We start from the raw sequence: 17,971 nt of genomic DNA, 5'->3' as shown, positions 1-17,971 counted from the left end.
GCGGGGTGAGCCAACGGAGCTGGGCAGAGCAAAATAAAAAACGATCAGTCAGTCATTTTATCGCCAGAGGCGATTTCGGTCAAGCCCGGGCCGCCGGAGCCGCAAAAAGAGGAGGATTAATCGGTTGCGATGCGCCGGACTGACGGCGGCTCGGCTCGGTGGCGCGCGGCTAAAACAGCCGTCCGCCGTTCGGCACGGGCTTGCTCGGCTGCACCAGGACGACCTTGCCGTCGGCATCGGGGAAGCCGAGCGTCAGCACCTCCGAGACGACCGGCCCGATCTGGCGCGGGGGAAAGTTGACGACGGCCGCGACCTGTTGTCCCACCAGCGTCTCGAGCGGATGGTTCTCGGTGATCTGGGCCGAGCTCTTGCGCACGCCGATCGCCGGGCCGAAGTCGATCCAGAGACGCCAGGCCGGCTTGCGCGCCTCCGGGAACGGCTTGGCGTCGATGATCGTGCCGACGCGGACGTCGACTTTGAGGAAGCTGTTGAAATCGATGGTCGGCGAGGCGGCCGCGGCGGGATCGTGGGTGACGTGCATGATGTGTTCGCTCGGGGAGTTCGAAAGCTTCACTCTCAATATTGTCGCGCCAGGCGGAGTTTCGTACAACGCCGCCGCCGAAGCAGCACGCATGCGCGAGGACCGTCTTGCCCAACATCATCTACGGCATCAAGAACTGCGACACCATGAAGAAGGCCCGCACCTGGCTCGACAGTCATGGTGTGGCTTACGAGTTTCACGACTACAAGGCAGCCGGCGTCGAGAAGGACAAGCTCAAGCAATGGAGCGACAAGGTCGGCTGGGAGACGCTGCTCAATCGCGCGGGTACGACCTTCAAGAAACTTCCCGATTCCGACAAGGAAGGCCTGACCGAGAAGAAGGCGCTGGCGTTGATGTTGGCGCAGCCGTCGATGATCAAGCGGCCGGTGCTGGAAGTCGGCGGCAAGCTGCTGGTCGGCTTCAAGCCCGACATCTATGCCAAGGAAGTCAAGAGCAAGTAAGCCGGCTCTAGCTCAGCTCGATGATCTCGATGGCCTCGCCGGGGTGGTCGGCGAACTCGACGATGTCTGCCGGCGCGATGCGGCCGGGAGCGCGATGAAACAGGTCGCGATCGATCACGGCGGATAATTTGGGACGCGGCAGCGCGTCATTTCCGCGCATCAGATTCTTGATCTCGAAGCCGCCGTCCTCGCAGAAGGTCTTGAGCGAGGCGATGACGTGGCAGACCTTGCCGTCGGTCAGGAACGGCAGCAGCAGGCGCTCGTAGGCGACGACGCGCCCATAGATGTCGTCGACGTCGGCGACGCTGTAGACCGGAAGCCCGCGCGCGACGCATTCATGGTAGATGGGCATCACGGAGGGCACGAGCCGCGGCCCGATATACTCGTCCAGCGGCACGCCCTTGCCGGTGTGCCCGTAGGCATGCGAGATGCGCGTGCCTTCGCTCTGGATGATGAGGCGCGGGACGGCAGCCGAGTTGTCCACCGTATAATAGATCAGATCGGACAGCTCTTCCTCGAGCCGTGTCGGCTGATACTCCCAGATCGCCGGTGTGATCTGCTGGCGCGCATAGAGTCGCAGCCACGTGTTCAGCAGATCACGCTGCCTGATCGACTTGACGACGGAGGGCGCGGCGCTTGCGAAATCCAAAATACTATTCCCGGCAGATCGAAACCTGCAGCATGATGCCGCTCGCGGGAAAATTTTTGATGAAGGCTGGTCTACCGGACGAAAGACCGTTAACGACGGCTTGATGGCCGGTGCTTTTGCGAACCGGGAGGCCGGGCAGGCACGACATCAAACATCTCCGACTAAGGGAGCATTTGTATCCCAGCCGGAGGCCTGATCTGCTCAGCTTTCCGCCTTGCCTAACCCCCGTCACCTCCGGCATATTCCGCGCCCGGAGGCGGCGTTCCGGACGGGCTCCAAGACCTCCGGAATGCCGAAGCAACAAGGACAGCCACGCGCGTCGCGGGCAGGGGGAAATCTGTTTGGCCGATGAGTTCATTCTCGAAACGGAAGGCTTGACCAAGGAGTTCGCGGGCTTCTTCGCCGTCCGCGACGTTGCGCTCAAGGTTCGCCGTGGGAGCATTCATGCATTGATCGGCCCGAACGGTGCCGGCAAGACGACGTGCTTCAATCTTCTGACCAAGTTCCTCAAACCGTCCGCCGGAAAGATCCTGTACAAGGGGCAGGACATCACCGCGATGGCGCCGGCGGACGTCGCCCGCATGGGACTTGTCCGTTCGTTCCAGATTTCGGCGGTATTTCCGCATCTCACCGCGCTGGAAAACGTCCGCGTCGCGCTGCAGCGCCAGCACGGCAGTTCCTTTGATTTCTGGCGCTCCAAGTCCGTGCTCAACCGTTTCAACGATCGCGCGCGCGAGCTTTTGAACGACGTCGGCCTCAGCGAGTTTGCCAATACGCCCGCGGTCGAGATGCCCTATGGGCGCAAGCGTGCACTGGAGATCGCAACCACGCTCGCGCTCGACCCCGAGATGATGCTGCTGGACGAGCCGATGGCCGGCATGGGCCACGAGGACATCGACAAGATCGCGGCGCTGATCAAGCGCATCTCCGCGAAATACACCATCCTCATGGTCGAGCATAATTTGAGCGTCGTGGCCAATCTCTCCGACATCATCACCGTGCTGACGCGCGGGCAGGTGCTCGCGCAAGGCCATTACAGCGAGCTCACCAAGGACGAGCGCGTCAAGGAAGCCTACCTGGGAGCCGGTCATGCCTGACACTGCGATCGCCGAGGCTCCGGCCAAGGCTGCAACCGGCGGAAACATCCTCCAGGTTCGCAACCTCGAAGCGTGGTATGGCGAGTCCCACATCCTGCACGGGATCAACTTCGACGTGAATGCGGGCGAGGTCGTCACCCTGCTCGGGCGCAACGGCGCCGGCAAGACCACCACGCTGAAGTCGATCATGGGCATCATCGGCAAGCGTGCCGGCTCGGTGAAGTTCAACAACCAGGAGATCATCCGCGCCACCTCCGACAAGATCGCGCGCATGGGCATCGCGTTCTGCCCGGAAGAGCGGGGGATATTCGCCAGCCTCGACGTCCGCGAGAATCTGATGCTGCCGCCGGTCGTGCGCGAAGGCGGACTGCCGCTCGATCAGATCTTCGATCTGTTTCCGAACCTGAAAGAGCGACTCAACAGCCAGGGCACGAAGCTGTCCGGCGGCGAGCAGCAGATGCTCGCGATCGCACGCATCCTGCGCACCGGCGCGAGCTTCCTGATGCTGGATGAGCCGACCGAGGGTCTTGCGCCCGTTATCATCCAGCAGATCGGCCATACCATTGCGCGGCTCAAGAGGGAGGGCTTTACGATCCTCCTGGTCGAGCAGAACTTCCGCTTCGCATCCACCGTCGCCGATCGCTATTATGTGGTCGAGCACGGCAAGATCATTGACGGATTTTCCAATTCGGAGCTCGCCGCCAACATGGACAAGCTCCACGCCTATCTCGGTGTCTAGAGCATGTCGCGGTTTTCCGAACAGATCGTGCTCAAGCCGAACAACTGCCAATGAGAAAATTCAAAAAGGAAAGTTGCATGAAGACCAGGTCGATTGCGTCATTGCTGCTGACCACCGCGCTCAGCTTGGCCGCGGCAGGCGTCGCGTCCGCGCAGGACAAGACCGTCAAGATCGGCGCGCTGTCCGATCAATCCGGCCTCTACGCCGACCTCGGCGGCCCCGGCTCGACGCTCGCCGCGCAGATGGCAGTCGAGGATTCCGGCCTTGCCGCGAAGGGCTGGAAGATCGACATCATCTCCGGCGATCACCAGAACAAGCCGGACATCGGCACCGCGATCGCGCGGCAGTGGTTCGACGTCGACAAGGTCGACGTCATCGTCGACGTGCCGAATTCCGGCGTGGCGCTCGCCGTCAATAACGTCATCAAGGAAAAGAACGGCGTCTACATCAACTCGGGCGCCGCGACCTCGGACCTCACCAACGCGCAGTGCTCGCCCAACACCGTGCACTGGACCTACGACACCTACATGCTGGCCCACACCACGGGCCAGGCGCTGGTGAAGGCCGGCGGCGACAGCTGGTTCTTCCTGACTGCGGACTACGCCTTCGGTGCGGCGCTCGAGCGTGACACCACGGCCGTCGTCACCGCGAATGGCGGCAAGATAGTCGGCGGCGTCAAGCATCCGCTGAACACGCCGGACTTCTCGTCCTTCCTGCTCCAGGCGCAGGCTTCCAAGGCCAAGATCATCGGCCTTGCCAATGCCGGCGGCGACACCACCAATACGATCAAGCAGGCGGCCGAGTTCGGCATCGTCAAGGGCGGCCAGAAGCTCGCCGCGCTGCTGCTGTTCCTCACCGACGTCAAGGCGATCGGCCTGGAGACCGCGCAGGGCCTCAACTTCACCGAGACCTTCTACTGGGACATGGACGACAAGACCCGGGCCTTCTCCAAGCGCTTCTCCGGGAAGATGAAGAACAGCGCTCCGCCGACCATGGTGCAGGCGGGCGTCTATGCCGGCGTGCGCCACTATCTCAAGGCCCTGGAAGCCCTCGGCGGCAATCCTCATGACGGCGTCAAGGTCGTCGAGAAGATGAAGTCGATGCCGACCGAGGACGATCTGTTCGGCAAGGGCGAGATCCAGCCCAATGGCCGCACCATCCACAACGCCTACCTGTTCGAGGTGAAGAAGCCTTCGGAGTCCAAGGGGCCGTGGGACTTCTACAAGCTGGTCGGCACGGTGGCCGGCGATCAGGCCTTCACACCGCTGTCCGAAAGCAAGTGCGCGCTGCTCAAGAAGTAAGGTCAACGGCCCGCCGGCTACGAGCCGGCGGGCGCTCTAGGGAACGCCGAAGGGACCGGGTGCGGGATCGATGCAGGCTCTTTACGCTCAGCTACTGGTGGGACTGATCAACGGCTCGTTCTACGCGCTGCTCAGTCTCGGGCTTGCCGTGATCTTCGGCATGCTCAACATCATCAACTTCGCCCATGGCGCGCTCTACATGATGGGCGCCTTCGTCGCCTATTTCCTGCTGAACCTCGGCGGCATCAATTACTGGTGGGCGTTGCTGCTGGCGCCGATCATCGTCGGCATCTTCGGCATGATCCTGGAACGGACCATGCTGCAATGGCTGACCGGTCTCGACCATCTCTACGGCCTGCTCCTCACCTTCGGCATCGCGTTGATCGTGCAGGGCGTGTTCCAGAACTATTTCGGCTCCTCCGGCCTGCCTTACGCCATTCCGGACCAGCTCAAGGGCGGCATGAATCTCGGCTTCATGTTCCTGCCGATCTATCGCGGCTGGGTCGTCGTGTTCTCGCTGGTGGTGTGTCTTGCCACCTGGTACCTGATCGAGAAGACGCAGCTCGGCGCCTACCTGCGCGCCGCCACCGAAAACCCGACGCTGGTGCGCGCCTTCGGCATCAACGTGCCGCGCATGATCACGCTGACCTACGGTCTCGGCGTCGGCCTTGCCGCGCTCGCCGGCGTGCTCTCGGCGCCGATCAACCAGGTGCGCCCGCTGATGGGCGCCGACCTCATCATCGTCGTGTTCGCCGTGGTGGTGATCGGCGGCATGGGATCGATCATGGGCTCCATCATCACCGGCTTCGCGCTCGGTGTGATCGAGGGCCTGACCAAGTATTTCTACCCCGAGGCCTCCAACACCGTCGTGTTCGTGCTGATGGTGCTGGTGCTGCTGGTGAAGCCGACGGGATTGACGGGAAGGGCGGCCTGATATGACAACCCTGACGGACGATACGCTGCCGACGACCCCGCGTGCGATGCGCGACGAGATGACCGTGTTCGTGGTGATGGCGCTGCTGCTGGCGGCGGTGCCATTCACCGGGGTCTATCCGTTCTTCGTGATGCAGGCGCTGTGCTTTGCGCTGCTTGCCTGCGCCTTCAATCTCCTGATCGGCTATGGCGGCCTGTTGTCGTTCGGCCATGCGATGTTCTTGGGGACCGCCGGCTATTGCAGCGCGCATGCGCTGAAGGTGTGGGGGCTGCCGCCAGAGCTCGGCATCCTCGTCGGTGTCGCTGCGGCTTTCGCGCTCTCGATCGTGACCGGCTACATCTCGATCCGCCGCCAGGGCATCTATTTCTCGATGATCACGCTGGCGCTCTCGCAGCTGCTGTATTTCATCTACCTCCAGGCCCCTTTCACCCATGGTGAGGACGGCATCCAGGGTATTCCGCAGGGACACATGTTCGGCGTCCTCGATCTGTCCAAGCCGACGGTGCTGTATTACGTCGTGCTCGCCGGCTTCCTCGCCGGCTTCCTGCTGATCTTCCGCATCATCAACTCGCCGTTCGGCGAGGTCCTGAAGTCGATCCGCGAGAACGAACAGCGCGCCATTTCGCTGGGCTACCGCACCGACCACTACAAGTTCCTGGCCTTCGTCCTCTCCGGCACGCTGGCAGGCTTTGCCGGATCGCTCAAGGTGTTCGTCGCACAGAACGCTTCGCTCACCGACGTGCACTGGACCATGTCGGGCGAGGTCGTGCTGATGACGCTGGTCGGCGGCCTCGGCACCATCTTCGGCCCCGTGGTCGGCGCCTTCGTGATCATCGCCATGCAGCAATATCTGGCGAGCTTCGGCCAGTGGGTGACGGTGATCCAGGGCTCGATCTTCGTGATCTGCGTGCTCACCTTCCGCCGCGGCGTCATCGGCGAAATCGCGCATTACTTCCGGCGTTCGCTTTAAGTCTTTGATTTGACTTGAAATTACCCACCTCTTGAAAGCGGTGGATGATCCGGCTTCGCGGGCGTGAGACGACACGCGCGCGGATCGAAAATGGTCTATGACAGTTTCATGACGGCCCATCCGGGCCGGGCCATTTCCAACCGGTAGCCTATCCCCATGATGCGATGGTTTCGCGCGTTCCTGCCCAAGGAAGAACGGTTCTTCGACCTGTTCGACCGCCATGCCCAGACCGTGATCCAGGGCGCGGTCGCACTCCAGGGGATGCTGAACGGGGGTGAGGAGACGCCGGTCTATTGCCAGCGCGTCAACCAGTTCGAGAACGATGCCGACAACATCACCCGCGAGGTGCTGACGGCGGTGCGCCGTACCTTCATTACTCCGTTCGACCGCGGTGACATCAAGAACCTGATCACCTCGCTCGACGACGCCATCGACCAGATGCAGCAGACGGCCAAGGCCGTGATGCTGTTCGAGGTCCGTTCCTTCGAGCCGCCGATGCGGGAGATCGGGGGGCTGCTGATCGAATGCGCCAATCTGGTCGGCCGGGCGCTGCCGCTGATGCAGGAGATCGGCAAGAACGTCGCCATGCTGACGGCGATCACGGAGGAACTCGGCAAGCTCGAGGGCCGCGTCGACGATCTCCACGACATCGGGCTGAAGGAACTGTTCCTCAAGCATCGCGACGGCAACGCGATGGACTTCATCGTCGGCGTCGAGATCTACGACCACCTGGAGAAGGTGGCCGACCGCTTCGACGACGTCGCGAACGAGATCAACAGCATCGTCATCGAACAGGTGTAGCGCATGATCCCGAAAAATGTGCAGCGGTTTTCCGCTCAGATCATGCGCAAGGGGTAGGGCAGGCCCGTGGATGCTGCGTTGGGTGTTCCCGTCCTGCTCGGACTGATCGCCGTCGCGCTGCTGTTCGATTTCCTGAACGGCCTGCACGACGCCGCCAATTCGATCGCGACCATCGTGTCGACCCGCGTGCTGCGGCCGCAATTCGCGGTGTTCTGGGCCGCGTTCTTCAATTTCGTCGCCTTCATGGTGTTCGGGCTGCATGTCGCCCAGACCATCGGCACCGGCATCATCGATCCCTCGATCGTCGATGCCCAGGTGATCTTCGCCGCCCTCGTCGGCGCGATCGTCTGGAACCTCGTGACCTGGGCGCTCGGCATTCCCTCCTCGTCCTCGCATGCGCTGATCGGCGGCCTCGTCGGCGGCGGCATGGCCAAGGCGGGGATTTCGGCGGCGGTCTGGAGCGGCTTGACCAAGACGGTGCTCGCGATCGTGCTGTCGCCGCTGGTCGGCTTCCTGCTCGCGATGCTGTTGGTCGCGATCGTGTCCTGGCTCTCGGTGCGCTCGACGCCCTTTGCGGTGGATCGCGCCTTCCGCATCCTGCAATTCGCCTCCGCCTCCCTTTATTCGCTCGGCCATGGCGGCAACGACGCGCAGAAGACAATGGGCATCATCGCTGTGCTGCTGTATTCGCAGGGCCATCTCGGCAGCGAATTCTCGGTGCCGTTCTGGGTGGTGCTGTCCTGCCAGGCGGCGATGGCGCTGGGTACCCTGATGGGCGGCTGGCGCATCGTCCGCACCATGGGCTTGCGCATCACCAAGCTGACGCCGATGCAGGGCTTCTGCGCCGAGACCGGGGGCGCAGCGACCCTGTTCATGGCGACCTTCCTCGGGGTTCCCGTCTCGACCACCCACACCATCACCGGCGCCATCGTCGGCGTCGGCGCGGCGCGGCGCGTTTCGGCGGTGCGCTGGAACGTCGCAAGCTCGATCGTCTATGCTTGGGTGATCACGATCCCGGCCTCCGCGATCGTGGCCGCGCTGACCTGGTGGGCGGTCAAGATCTTCGTCAGGTGACGAGCTTCAGCCCGACGATGCCGGCGACGATCAGGGCGATGCTGGCGAGGCGGAAGGCCGTGGCCGGCTCCCCGAACAGGACGATGCCGAGCGTTGCGGTGCCGACCGCGCCGATCCCGGTCCAGACCGCATAGGCGGTCCCGACCGGCAGCGATTTGAGCGCGAACCCGAGCAGGATCACGCTGCCCGCCATCGCCGCGAGCGTGATGACGGAGGGAACAAGCCTGGAAAAGCCCTCAGTGTATTTCAGGCCGATCGCCCAGGTGACCTCGAGAAGGCCGGCGACGAACAGGATGCTTCAGGCCATGACGGCCCTCCATTCACGGCAGGGTCGTCCCCGCGGCAGATATGCTGGTGGGATAGGAGGGTCGTCCCTCCCAAAGCGGCGATATGGGGCTGGCCGAGGGGCTCCGCAATCGCCAAATCGGGCTTGATCGAGCCCATTTTCCCTGCCAAACGCTCCCGCCATGTCCGACATCGCCACCACCGCAGCCGAATCGCCGGCCCGTTCCCCGATTGCCACCGAGGTGGCGCGGCGGCGGACCTTCGCGATCATCTCCCACCCCGACGCCGGCAAGACCACGCTGACCGAGAAGCTGCTGCTGTTCGGCGGCGCCATCAATCTCGCCGGTCAGGTCAAGGCCAAAGGCGAGCGGCGCAACACGCGGTCGGACTGGATGAAGATCGAGCGCGAGCGCGGCATCTCGGTCGTGACCTCGGTCATGACCTTCGAGTTCGAAGGCCTCGTGTTCAACCTGCTGGACACGCCGGGCCACGAGGACTTTTCGGAAGACACCTATCGCACGCTGACGGCGGTCGATTCCGCCGTGATGGTGATCGACGCCGCCAAGGGCATCGAGGCGCGCACCCGAAAGCTGTTCGAGGTGTGCCGTCTGCGCGACATCCCGATCATCACCTTCATCAACAAGATGGACCGCGAGAGCCGCGACGTGTTCGAGCTGCTCGACGAGATCGAGAAGACCCTGGCGCTCGACACCACGCCGATGACCTGGCCGGTCGGGCGCGGCCGCGACTTCCTCGGCACCTACGACGTCGTCAATGGCGGCGTGCGCCTGCTCGAAGGCGGCGGTGCCAAGACCGGCGCGGCGCAGCAGATCGAGATCGCCGAGCTCGCCAAGCTCAACGCCAACCTCGACGTCGGAGCCGTAAAAGACGAGCTCGAGCTCGTCACCGAGGCATCAAAACCCTTCGAGCTCGGCGCCTTCCGCGAAGGCCATCTGACGCCGGTCTATTTCGGCAGCGCGCTGCGCAATTTCGGCGTCGGCGATTTGCTGGAAGGTCTCGGCAAGTTCGCGCCCGAGCCGCGCGCGCAGGAGAGCGACCAGCGCAAGGTCGAGGCGACCGATCCGCGCATGAGCGCCTTCGTGTTCAAGATCCAGGCCAACATGGATCCGAACCACCGCGACCGTATCGCCTTTGCGCGCCTCTGCTCCGGCAAGCTGAGCCGCGGCATGAAGGCGAAGCTCGTGCGCACCGGCAAGAGCATGCCGCTGTCGAGCCCGCAATTCTTCTTCGCGCAGGACCGTTCGGTCGCGGACGAAGCCTTCGCCGGTGACGTCGTCGGCATTCCCAATCACGGCACGCTGCGCATCGGCGACACGCTGACCGAGGGCGAGGATTTCACCTTCGTCGGCGTGCCGAGCTTCGCGCCGGAAATCGTCCGCCGCGTCCGTCTCACCGACGCGATGAAGGCGAAGAAGCTGAAGGAAGCGCTGCAGCAGATGTCCGAAGAGGGCGTGGTGCAGGTGTTCCGCCCGCGCGACGGCGCCCCGGCGCTGGTGGGCGTGGTCGGCGCGCTGCAGCTTGACGTGCTGAAGGCGCGCCTGGAGGCCGAATATTCGCTGCCGGTCGAATTCGAGGTCAGCGAGTTCCAGCTGGCGCGCTGGGTCTCCTCGGACGACCGCAAGAAGCTCGACACATTCATCGCGGCCAACACCTCGAGCATCGCGGACGACGTGGACGGCGATCCCGTGTATCTCGCCCGCAACGAGTTCTATCTCGGCTACACCCGAGAGCGCGCCGAGGGCATCGAGTTCGCGAACGTCAAGGACGTCAAGAAGAAGGGGTAGGGCGCCGCCCTTCGCGCGCGAGCATGTGAACGCGCGCGGACTTGACGTGTTCATTGCCGATGCCACGTTTGTCCGAGTGACATCGCGAGCTCGCATCATGTGGCGCGGCATTCTCGTTTTCATCCTGCTGGCGATATCGGCTGGCGCCGCCGACGCGCAGCGACGCCAGATCAATCCGATTCCATTTTCGCACGAGCCGTGCAGCGTGCTCGACGGCCGGCCCTGCACGCCGTCTTATTGCAGCCCGCTCGAGCCCGGCCCCTGCATTCCCGAGATGGACTATCCCTACGGGCAAAATCTCCAGCTCACGATCGAGAGCGTTCCGTCCGAGGCCGACCGCGCCAAATACCAGAAGCCGGATCACGATCTCGACACGATCGGCGACCTCTTCGCCGAGCTGCGCAGCTGCTGGTCGCCGCCAGCCGACAATGCGCGGGCGGGCATGCAGATGTCGGTGCGGTTCAGCTTCAACAAGGCTGGCGGCCTGATTGGCCCGCCGCGCCTCACATACGCGACCGCGAGTGCACCGACAGATATCCGAACCAGCTATCTCGACGCGATCAATTCATCGCTGAAGGCTTGCCTGCCGCTGAAATTCACCAGCGGTCTCGGCGGCGCACTGGCCGGCCGGCCGATCGCGATCCGCTATGTCGATAACCGCGAGCCCGGAAAATAGCGTTATCCCCTCATCCTGAGGAAGCGCGCTCGCGCGCGTCTCGAAGGATGAAAGGCCCGGTCGTTGCGGCAGCCGGGCCTGCATGGTTCGCCTGGCGATGCGCAGCATCGTCCGGCAACGGCGCGCAAGGGCGCGCTCCTCACCATGAGGGGTGAGAGTTGCGACCACCGGCCAATCGATGATACGCCAGAGACGGGGCGCTTGCCAAAAGGGGAGGATGTCGTGGGTCTGCTGGTCATGATCCTGGGGCTGGTGCTGTTTTTCGCGGCCCATGTTTTCACCACGAAACGCGAGGCGCGCACGCAGGCCATCGCCAGGCTGGGCGAGGGGACCTACAAGCTCCTCTATTCGGCGGTCTCGCTTGCGGGGCTGGCGCTGATCATCTGGGGCTTTTCCCATTATCGCAGCTCCGGCTGGATCGACGTCTGGTACCCGCCGAAGGCGCTCAAGCACATCACGCTGGCGCTGATGCTGCCCGCCGTCATCCTGGTGGTCGCCTCCTATTTGCGCGGCCGCATCTATGCGACGCTGAAGCATCCGATGCTGGCCGGCATCAAGCTCTGGGCGGCCGCGCATCTGCTCGCCAATGGCGATCTCGGCTCCATCATCCTGTTCGGCTCGTTCCTGGGCTGGGCCGTTTATGACCGCATCTCGCTCAAACATCGCAAGGATGCCGGCGGCCCGCCGATTCCGGTGGGTGGCGTTACCAACGATCTGATCGCGGTTGCTGTCGGCGTCGTCGCCTATCTGGCGCTGGCCTTTGCGTTCCATCCCGTCGTGATCGGTGTTCCCGTCGTGGGCGTCTAACCGATCGGCGCAAGACGGCTCCACGTCGCCATGCGCGGAAGGTGACAAAGCAACAAGCGGAGGCCCTCCGATGGACTGGTCACAATCAAATATCCCGCCGATGCGGCACGAGGCGCGCTTTGGCGACCGGGTGGTGCCGGCGTTCCGCGACCGGCCGGGGAGTCTCTGGGCGATGATCGCGGAAGCCTGCGCGCGCAATGGCGATGGCGAAGCGCTGATCGCAGGCAATGTCCGCCTGAGCTGGCGGCAGGCGGTGGAGCACGCCGCGCGGATCGCCTCGGGCTTTCGCAAGCTCGGCCTGCAGCGCGGTGATCGCGTCGCGATCCTGCTCGGCAACCGCATCGAATTTCCGCTGCTGCTGTTCGCCGCCGCGCATGAGGGCCTGGTCACGGTGCTGCTCAGCACGCGCCAGCAGAGGCCGGAGATCGCCTATGTGCTTGCCGATTGCGGCGCGAAGATCCTGATCCACGAGGCGGGGCTCGCCGGGCGGCTGCCCGATGCCCGCGACGTTCCCGATGTGATCCACCGCATCGCTGTCGGCGACGATCCGCATCTGTCGCACTTTGCGGTGCTCGCAGACAATCCGCTGGCCCCGGCCCCGGTCGAGACGAGCGAAGAGGACACCGCGATGATCCTCTACACCTCGGGCACGACAGGCAAGCCGAAGGGCGCGATGCTGGCTCATTGCAACATCGTCCATTCCTCGATGGTGTTCGTGTCCTGCCTGCAATTGACGGCAGCGGATCGTTCGATCGCAGCTGTGCCCCTCGGCCACGTCACCGGCGTCGTTGCCAACATCACGACCATGATCCGCTGTGGTGGCACGCTGATCATCATGCCGGAGTTCAAGGCGGCCGATTATCTCAAGCTCGCCGCGCGCGAGCGCGTCACCTACACCGTGATGGTGCCGGCGATGTACAATCTCTGTCTGCTCCAGCCCGACTTCGACAGCTATGATCTGTCGAGCTGGCGCATCGGCGGTTTCGGTGGCGCGCCGATGCCTGTCGCCACCATCGAGAAGCTCAAGGCGACGATTCCCGGCCTGAAGCTGATGAACTGCTACGGCGCGACGGAGACGACATCGCCCTCGACCATCATGCCCGGCGAATTGACGGCGAGCCATCTCGACAGCGTCGGCCTGCCGTGCCCCGGCGCGCGCATCGTCGCGATGGGAGCGGACGGGCGCGAACTTCCACCTGGCGAGATCGGCGAGCTCTGGATTCAGAGCGCCTCCGTCATCAAGGGCTACTGGAACAATCCGAAGGCCACTGCCGAAAGCTTCACGGCCGGGTTCTGGCACTCGGGCGATCTCGGCTCGGTCGATGCGGAAGGCTTCGTCCGCGTGTTCGACCGGCAGAAGGACATGATCAATCGCGGCGGCCTGAAGATCTATTCGGCCGAGGTTGAATCCGTGCTGGCGGGCCATCCAGCGGTGATCGAGAGCGCGATCATCGCAAGGGCCTGCCCGGTGCTGGGCGAGCGCGTCCACGCCGTGGTGGTGACGCGCGCGCCCGTTTCCGACACCGATTTGCGCGCCTGGTGCGCTGAGCGGCTGTCCGACTACAAGGTGCCCGAGACCATGGCGATCACATCGGAGCCGCTGCCGCGCAACGCCAATGGCAAGGTGCTGAAGCGGCAGTTGCGCGAGTTGTTGGGATGAGCTTGGGAACCTGAGCGAGCAGGCGGCTCCCGGGCTCGGCCGGGTGGTTAACGCCTTGATCGGGCTCGCTTTGCCTTGCCACCGCCATATCGTTAGGGTACCTCGCCGCCACACGGGGACGGGATTCCTGACGCGAACGCTTTGGCGCGCGTACCCGGACGGGCATGGGATTAGCATAAGTGTCTGAATTATTTGACGAAGTCGACGAGGAAGTACGTCGCGAACAGTTCAAGAAGCTGTGGGACAAGTATTCGATCTACTTCATCGCCCTGATGGTGCTGATCGTGGCCGCCGTCGGCGGGTGGCGCGCCTACCAGTATCTGGAGGCCAAGAAGGCCGCCGAGGCCGGCGCCGCCTTCGAGCAGGCCGTCACGCTGTCTGAGCAGGGCAAGCATGCCGAGGCCGAGACCGCCTTCACCGAGCTCGCCGCCAAGGCTCCCTCCGGCTATCGCACCCTGGCGCGGCTGCGCGCCGCCGCCGAGGCTGCCAGCCGCGATCCCAAGGCGGCTGCCAAGATGTATGACGACCTCGCCGCCGACCGCGGTGTCGGTGGCGAATGGCAGGATCTGGCCAGGATCCGCGCCGCCGGCCTCCTGGTTGACAGCGCCTCCTACGCCGACATGCAGCAGCGGCTGGAGGCCTCCGCCACCCCCAAATCGACCTTCCGCCATACCGCCCGCGAGATGCTGGCGCTGTCGGCCTGGCGCAACAACGATATGACCGCGACCCGCAAATGGCTCGACGCGATCGCCGAGGACGGCGAGACGCCGCCCGGCCTGCGTTCCCGTGCCGAGGCGCTGGCGGCCCTGCTGCCGCCCGTCGCCAAAAGCTGACCAAGAGCTGACCGACGGGCTCTCTGACCTGACGAGATACGATATGCGCCGTACGCCACGCTTGATCGCAGCCGCCGTCCTGATCGCCTTCACCGGCGTCCTGGGCGGCTGCTCCAGCTTCGATCCAAGCGACATGCTCGACTTCCTCGACACCAAGAAGAAGCTGCCGGGCGATCGCAAGCCGGTCTTCCCCGAGGGCGTTCCGGGCCTCGAGCAGGGTGTCCCCAAGGACATGTACAAGGGCGCGCAGCAGCCGGATCCGAATGCGCCCGCCGTCGCGGCTCTGCCCGCCGAGCCGCCGCCGGAGCCGGCCAAACCGGCCAAGGGTGCCAAGGCGAAGAAGACTGGACAGCAGACCCATCAGCCGGTCGCCGCCGCTGCGCCTGCCGATGCACCCGCCGGCGAGGTCGATGGCGAGGCCCAGCCCGAGGCCGCGCCGCCCACGGCTGCGCCCCCGCCCAAGCAGAAGATCGTGCGCAAGCGCACCACCGCGCCGCCGCCGGATCAGCCCGTTCAGCAGGCGCAGCCGACCCAGACCACGCAGCAGCAATCGCAAGGCGGCTTCCCCGCGCCGCTGCCGAGCGGCAGCTTCTCGCGCTAATAGTTCCACCTGCATTGACAGGCGCAGCCCCGGCAGCGCACGAATGACCGATGTCCTTCACGATCGCCATCATCGGCCGGCCCAATGTCGGCAAATCGACGCTGTTCAACCGCCTGGTCGGACAGAAGCTCGCGCTCGTCGATGACCTGCCGGGCGTCACCCGCGACCGCCGCGAGGGGGAGGCCAGGCTCGGCGACCTCCAGTTCACCATCATCGACACCGCCGGCCTCGACGAGGGCGCCAGGGGCTCGCTGACCGCGCGCATGCAGGAGCAGACCGAGACCGCGATCGCGCAGGCCGACGCGCTGTTCTTCGTCATCGATGCCCGCATCGGCCTCACGCCCACCGATCGCGCCTTCGCCGATTTCGCCCGCAAAGCCAACAAGCCGGTGCTGCTGGTCGCCAACAAGAGCGAGGGCAAGCACGGCGATGCCGGCGCGATGGAATCCTTCGCGCTCGGCCTCGGCGATCCCATCCAGATCTCGGCCGAGCACGGCGAGGGCATGGGCGAGCTCTACGACGCGCTGGCCAAGCTCATGCCGGAGCCGGTCGAGGACGACGAGATCGAGGACGACGAACAGCTCTCCGAGGAGGAGGCCGCGACGCGCCCGATCCGGGTCGCCATCGTCGGCCGGCCCAATGCCGGCAAGTCGACGCTGATCAATCATCTGCTCGGCGAGGAGCGCCTGTTGACGAGCCCGGAGGCCGGCACCACGCGCGATTCCATCGCGGTCGAGATCAACTGGAAGGGTCGCGATTTTCGCGTGTTCGACACCGCCGGCCTGCGCCGGCGTTCGCGCATCGAGGAGAAGCTGGAAAAGCTCTCGGTCGCCGACGCGCTGCGCGCGGTGCGCTTTGCCGAAGTCGTCGTGCTGATGATGGACACGCAGAACCGCTTCGAGGAGCAGGACCTGCGCATTGCGGATCTGATCGAGCGCGAGGGCCGCGCGATCGTGCTCGCCGCCAACAAATGGGACCTGATGGAGACCAAGGGCGGCGGCGCCATCTCGAACTTGCGCCGCGATGCCGATCACTGGCTGCCGCAGGTCAAGGGCGTGCCGATCGTCGCGGTATCCGGCCTGATGGGTGAGGGCATCGACCGCCTGATGCAGGCGATCCAGGACGCCTATGCGGTCTGGAACAGGCGCGTGCCGACCGCGGCGCTCAATCGCTGGTTCGAGCAGGCGATCCAGGCCAATCCGCCGCCCGCGGTGTCCGGCCGCAGGCTGAAGCTGAACTACATCACGCAGACCAAGGCGCGTCCGCCGAGCTTCGTGCTGTTCTGTTCGCGAGCCGATGCGGTGCCGCAATCCTATCTGCGCTATCTGACCAACTCCATGCGCGAGACCTTCGAGCTGCCGGGCACGCCGGTGCGCATCACCCTGCGCGAGAAGGCCAATCCCTTCGCCCACAAGCGCAAGCGGCCGTCGTGAGCGACGCGATGACGCAGGGCGCACCGCCGGTCCGGCGCGGCGCGGTCGCGTTCATCTTCGTCACCATCCTGCTCGACATGCTCGCGATCGGCGTGATCATGCCGATCCTGCCAAAGCTGGTCGAGAGCTTCGTGGGCAACGACACCGCGCATGCGGCGCGCATTTTCGGACTGTTCGGCACCGCCTGGGCGCTGATGCAGTTCGTGTTCTCGCCGATGCTTGGCGCGCTGTCGGATCGGTTCGGACGGCGGCCGGTGGTGCTGCTGTCGAATTTCGGACTTGCCGCCGACTATGTGCTGATGGCGCTCGCGCCGTCGCTGACGTGGCTGTTCATCGGTCGCCTGATCTCCGGCATCACCTCGGCGAGTATCTCGACCGCCTTCGCCTACATCTCGGACATCACGCCGCCGGAACAGCGGGCGGCGGTGTTCGGCAGGATCGGCGCGGCGTTCGGCGCCGGCTTCGTCCTGGGGCCGGCGCTCGGCGGTCTGCTCGGCGACATCGATCCGCGCCTGCCGTTCTGGGTCGCGGCGGCCTTGAGCTTTGCTAATGCGCTCTATGGGCTCTTCGTTCTGCCGGAATCGCTAGCGCCCGAGAAGCGTGCGCCGTTCCGCTGGACGAGTGCCAATCCGGTCGGCGCGTTCCACCTGCTGCGTTCCAACGCGGCGCTGGCCGGGCTGTCGATCGTCAATTTCATCGCGCAAGTCGCGCATGTCGTGCTGCCCTCGACCTTCGTGCTCTATGCGACTTATCGCTACGGTTGGGATTCCAAGACCGTGGGCCTGACGCTGGCCATGGTCGGCGTCTGCACCATCGTGGTGCAGGGGCTCGCGATCGGCCCGCTCGTGCGCCTGCTCGGCGAGCGGAACGCGATGCTGATGGGCTTGTGCTGTGGCGCGATCGGCTTCGTGATCCTGGGCTCTGCGCCGACCGGACCGCTGTCCTGGCTCGGCATTCCCGTGCTGTCTCTGTGGGGCATCTCGGGGGCGGCCATGCAGTCGCTGATGACGCGGCTGGTCGCGCCCGATCAGCAGGGAAAGCTGCAGGGCGCGACCGCGAGCGTGCAGAGCGTATCGCAGCTCGTCGGCCCGTTCCTGTTCACGCTGACGTTTTCGTTCTTCATCGGCGCCAGCGCGCCGCTGCATCTGCCTGGCGCGCCGTTCCTGCTCGCGGCGGTGCTGATGGTCATCTGCGTGGCGATTGCGCTGCGGGCGCTGCGCGCGGCCAAATCGTAGGGTGGGTTAGCCTCGCGGATCGCGCAAAGCGCAAACCGCGAGGCGTAACCCACCTCTTTCATTTTCGCA

19 protein-coding genes are annotated in these 17,971 nt (G+C 64.7%); 16 read left to right on the top strand and 3 right to left on the bottom strand.

All coding sequences use genetic code 11. The features are described 5' to 3' along the window. Window positions 1-169: 169 nt before the first annotated feature. Window positions 170-541, bottom strand: coding sequence for a tRNA-binding protein (locus A5906_RS25185; RefSeq protein ID WP_080137950.1), 372 nt, complete (start codon window positions 539-541; stop codon window positions 170-172). A 107-nt stretch (window positions 542-648) separates the two neighbouring features. On the opposite strand from A5906_RS25185, the gene A5906_RS25180 reads away from it, so the two are divergent. Further along, window positions 649-1,002 (top strand): ArsC family reductase, encoded by a 354-nt coding sequence (locus A5906_RS25180; RefSeq protein ID WP_080138263.1) that lies wholly within the window; start codon window positions 649-651, stop codon window positions 1,000-1,002. Window positions 1,003-1,009: 7 nt separating this feature from the next. Here A5906_RS25180 and A5906_RS25175 read toward each other — a convergent pair whose 3' ends face one another. Next, window positions 1,010-1,651 carry a hypothetical protein gene (locus A5906_RS25175; RefSeq protein ID WP_167523429.1) on the bottom strand — a complete coding sequence of 214 codons (642 nt, stop codon included), beginning with the start codon at window positions 1,649-1,651 and terminating at the stop codon, window positions 1,010-1,012. A 341-nt stretch (window positions 1,652-1,992) separates the two neighbouring features. Between A5906_RS25175 and A5906_RS25170 the strand changes: the two genes are divergently transcribed. The 7 genes from A5906_RS25170 to A5906_RS25140 all read left to right on the top strand — a co-directional run bounded on the left by A5906_RS25170 (window position 1,993) and on the right by A5906_RS25140 (window position 8,567). After that, a complete protein-coding gene (locus tag A5906_RS25170; RefSeq protein ID WP_008551999.1) occupies window positions 1,993-2,748 on the top strand; it encodes an ABC transporter ATP-binding protein in 756 nt (251 codons plus the stop codon). Then, entirely contained in the window at window positions 2,741-3,487 is a 747-nt protein-coding gene (locus tag A5906_RS25165) for an ABC transporter ATP-binding protein (protein ID WP_080137948.1), read from the top strand. The genes A5906_RS25170 and A5906_RS25165 overlap by 8 nt, the downstream gene beginning before the upstream one ends. 77 nt (window positions 3,488-3,564) lie before the next feature. Continuing rightward, window positions 3,565-4,788 carry an ABC transporter substrate-binding protein gene (locus A5906_RS25160; RefSeq protein WP_080137947.1) on the top strand — a complete coding sequence of 408 codons (1,224 nt, stop codon included), beginning with the start codon at window positions 3,565-3,567 and terminating at the stop codon, window positions 4,786-4,788. Between the two features lie 70 nt (window positions 4,789-4,858). Continuing rightward, window positions 4,859-5,722: a branched-chain amino acid ABC transporter permease gene (locus tag A5906_RS25155; RefSeq protein WP_080137946.1), complete on the top strand. Its 864-nt coding sequence runs from the start codon at window positions 4,859-4,861 to the stop codon at window positions 5,720-5,722. Between the two features lies 1 nt (window position 5,723). Further along, complete coding sequence (locus tag A5906_RS25150; RefSeq protein ID WP_080137945.1) at window positions 5,724-6,692, top strand: branched-chain amino acid ABC transporter permease; 969 nt, start codon at window positions 5,724-5,726, stop codon at window positions 6,690-6,692. 156 nt (window positions 6,693-6,848) lie between these two features. Next, entirely contained in the window at window positions 6,849-7,493 is a 645-nt protein-coding gene (locus A5906_RS25145; protein ID WP_080137944.1) for a DUF47 domain-containing protein, read from the top strand. 66 nt (window positions 7,494-7,559) lie between these two features. After that, complete coding sequence (locus tag A5906_RS25140; RefSeq protein ID WP_080137943.1) at window positions 7,560-8,567, top strand: inorganic phosphate transporter; 1,008 nt, start codon at window positions 7,560-7,562, stop codon at window positions 8,565-8,567. Here the strand turns inward: A5906_RS25140 and sugE are convergent. Next, window positions 8,560-8,862 (bottom strand): quaternary ammonium compound efflux SMR transporter SugE, encoded by a 303-nt coding sequence (gene sugE / locus A5906_RS25135; RefSeq protein ID WP_245326917.1) that lies wholly within the window; start codon window positions 8,860-8,862, stop codon window positions 8,560-8,562. The genes A5906_RS25140 and sugE overlap by 8 nt on opposite strands. 172 nt (window positions 8,863-9,034) lie before the next feature. Here sugE and A5906_RS25130 point away from each other — a divergent pair, with 172 nt between their 5' ends. The 8 genes from A5906_RS25130 to A5906_RS25095 all read left to right on the top strand — a co-directional run bounded on the left by A5906_RS25130 (window position 9,035) and on the right by A5906_RS25095 (window position 17,902). Then, a complete protein-coding gene (locus A5906_RS25130) occupies window positions 9,035-10,657 on the top strand; it encodes a peptide chain release factor 3 (protein WP_080137942.1) in 1,623 nt (540 codons plus the stop codon). 97 nt (window positions 10,658-10,754) lie between these two features. Beyond that, the gene (locus tag A5906_RS25125; RefSeq protein ID WP_080137941.1) at window positions 10,755-11,333 is read left to right on the top strand and encodes a hypothetical protein; all 579 of its coding nucleotides are present in this window, start codon (window positions 10,755-10,757) and stop codon (window positions 11,331-11,333) included. A 222-nt stretch (window positions 11,334-11,555) separates the two neighbouring features. Further along, window positions 11,556-12,140, top strand: coding sequence for an NnrU family protein (locus A5906_RS25120; RefSeq protein ID WP_080137940.1), 585 nt, complete (start codon window positions 11,556-11,558; stop codon window positions 12,138-12,140). Between the two features lie 70 nt (window positions 12,141-12,210). After that, window positions 12,211-13,800, top strand: coding sequence for a class I adenylate-forming enzyme family protein (locus tag A5906_RS25115; RefSeq protein WP_080137939.1), 1,590 nt, complete (start codon window positions 12,211-12,213; stop codon window positions 13,798-13,800). A 179-nt stretch (window positions 13,801-13,979) separates the two neighbouring features. Beyond that, complete coding sequence (locus tag A5906_RS25110; protein WP_080137938.1) at window positions 13,980-14,633, top strand: tetratricopeptide repeat protein; 654 nt, start codon at window positions 13,980-13,982, stop codon at window positions 14,631-14,633. Window positions 14,634-14,676: 43 nt separating this feature from the next. After that, window positions 14,677-15,234, top strand: coding sequence for a hypothetical protein (locus A5906_RS25105; protein WP_080137937.1), 558 nt, complete (start codon window positions 14,677-14,679; stop codon window positions 15,232-15,234). Window positions 15,235-15,284: 50 nt separating this feature from the next. Beyond that, on the top strand, window positions 15,285-16,667 hold the full coding sequence (gene der, locus A5906_RS25100; protein WP_080137936.1) for a ribosome biogenesis GTPase Der: 1,383 nt from the start codon (window positions 15,285-15,287) through the stop codon (window positions 16,665-16,667). 8 nt (window positions 16,668-16,675) lie between these two features. Continuing rightward, on the top strand, window positions 16,676-17,902 hold the full coding sequence (locus A5906_RS25095; RefSeq protein WP_080138262.1) for a TCR/Tet family MFS transporter: 1,227 nt from the start codon (window positions 16,676-16,678) through the stop codon (window positions 17,900-17,902). The last annotated feature ends 69 nt before the right edge of the window (window positions 17,903-17,971 follow it).

Source organism: Bradyrhizobium sacchari (assembly GCF_002068095.1).
Taxonomy (GTDB): domain Bacteria; phylum Pseudomonadota; class Alphaproteobacteria; order Rhizobiales; family Xanthobacteraceae; genus Bradyrhizobium; species Bradyrhizobium sacchari.
The sequence above is the reverse complement of the archived record's forward strand: the minus strand, read 5'-3'. Positions and strand labels throughout refer to the sequence as shown.

Excerpts from the sequence above, each read along its gene's own strand:
- A5906_RS25185 (WP_080137950.1), bottom strand. The coding sequence starts at position 541 with ATGCACGTCACCCACGATCCCGCCGCGGCCGCCTCGCCGACCATCGAT.
- A5906_RS25165 (WP_080137948.1), top strand. The coding sequence starts at position 2,741 with ATGCCTGACACTGCGATCGCCGAGGCTCCGGCCAAGGCTGCAACCGGC.
- A5906_RS25160 (WP_080137947.1), top strand. The coding sequence starts at position 3,565 with ATGAAGACCAGGTCGATTGCGTCATTGCTGCTGACCACCGCGCTCAGC.
- A5906_RS25155 (WP_080137946.1), top strand. The coding sequence starts at position 4,859 with ATGCAGGCTCTTTACGCTCAGCTACTGGTGGGACTGATCAACGGCTCG.
- A5906_RS25150 (WP_080137945.1), top strand. The coding sequence starts at position 5,724 with ATGACAACCCTGACGGACGATACGCTGCCGACGACCCCGCGTGCGATG.
- A5906_RS25145 (WP_080137944.1), top strand. The coding sequence starts at position 6,849 with ATGATGCGATGGTTTCGCGCGTTCCTGCCCAAGGAAGAACGGTTCTTC.
- A5906_RS25130 (WP_080137942.1), top strand. The coding sequence starts at position 9,035 with ATGTCCGACATCGCCACCACCGCAGCCGAATCGCCGGCCCGTTCCCCG.
- A5906_RS25125 (WP_080137941.1), top strand. The coding sequence starts at position 10,755 with ATGTGGCGCGGCATTCTCGTTTTCATCCTGCTGGCGATATCGGCTGGC.
- A5906_RS25115 (WP_080137939.1), top strand. The coding sequence starts at position 12,211 with ATGGACTGGTCACAATCAAATATCCCGCCGATGCGGCACGAGGCGCGC.
- A5906_RS25105 (WP_080137937.1), top strand. The coding sequence starts at position 14,677 with ATGCGCCGTACGCCACGCTTGATCGCAGCCGCCGTCCTGATCGCCTTC.
- der (WP_080137936.1), top strand. The coding sequence starts at position 15,285 with ATGTCCTTCACGATCGCCATCATCGGCCGGCCCAATGTCGGCAAATCG.
- A5906_RS25095 (WP_080138262.1), top strand. The coding sequence starts at position 16,676 with ATGACGCAGGGCGCACCGCCGGTCCGGCGCGGCGCGGTCGCGTTCATC.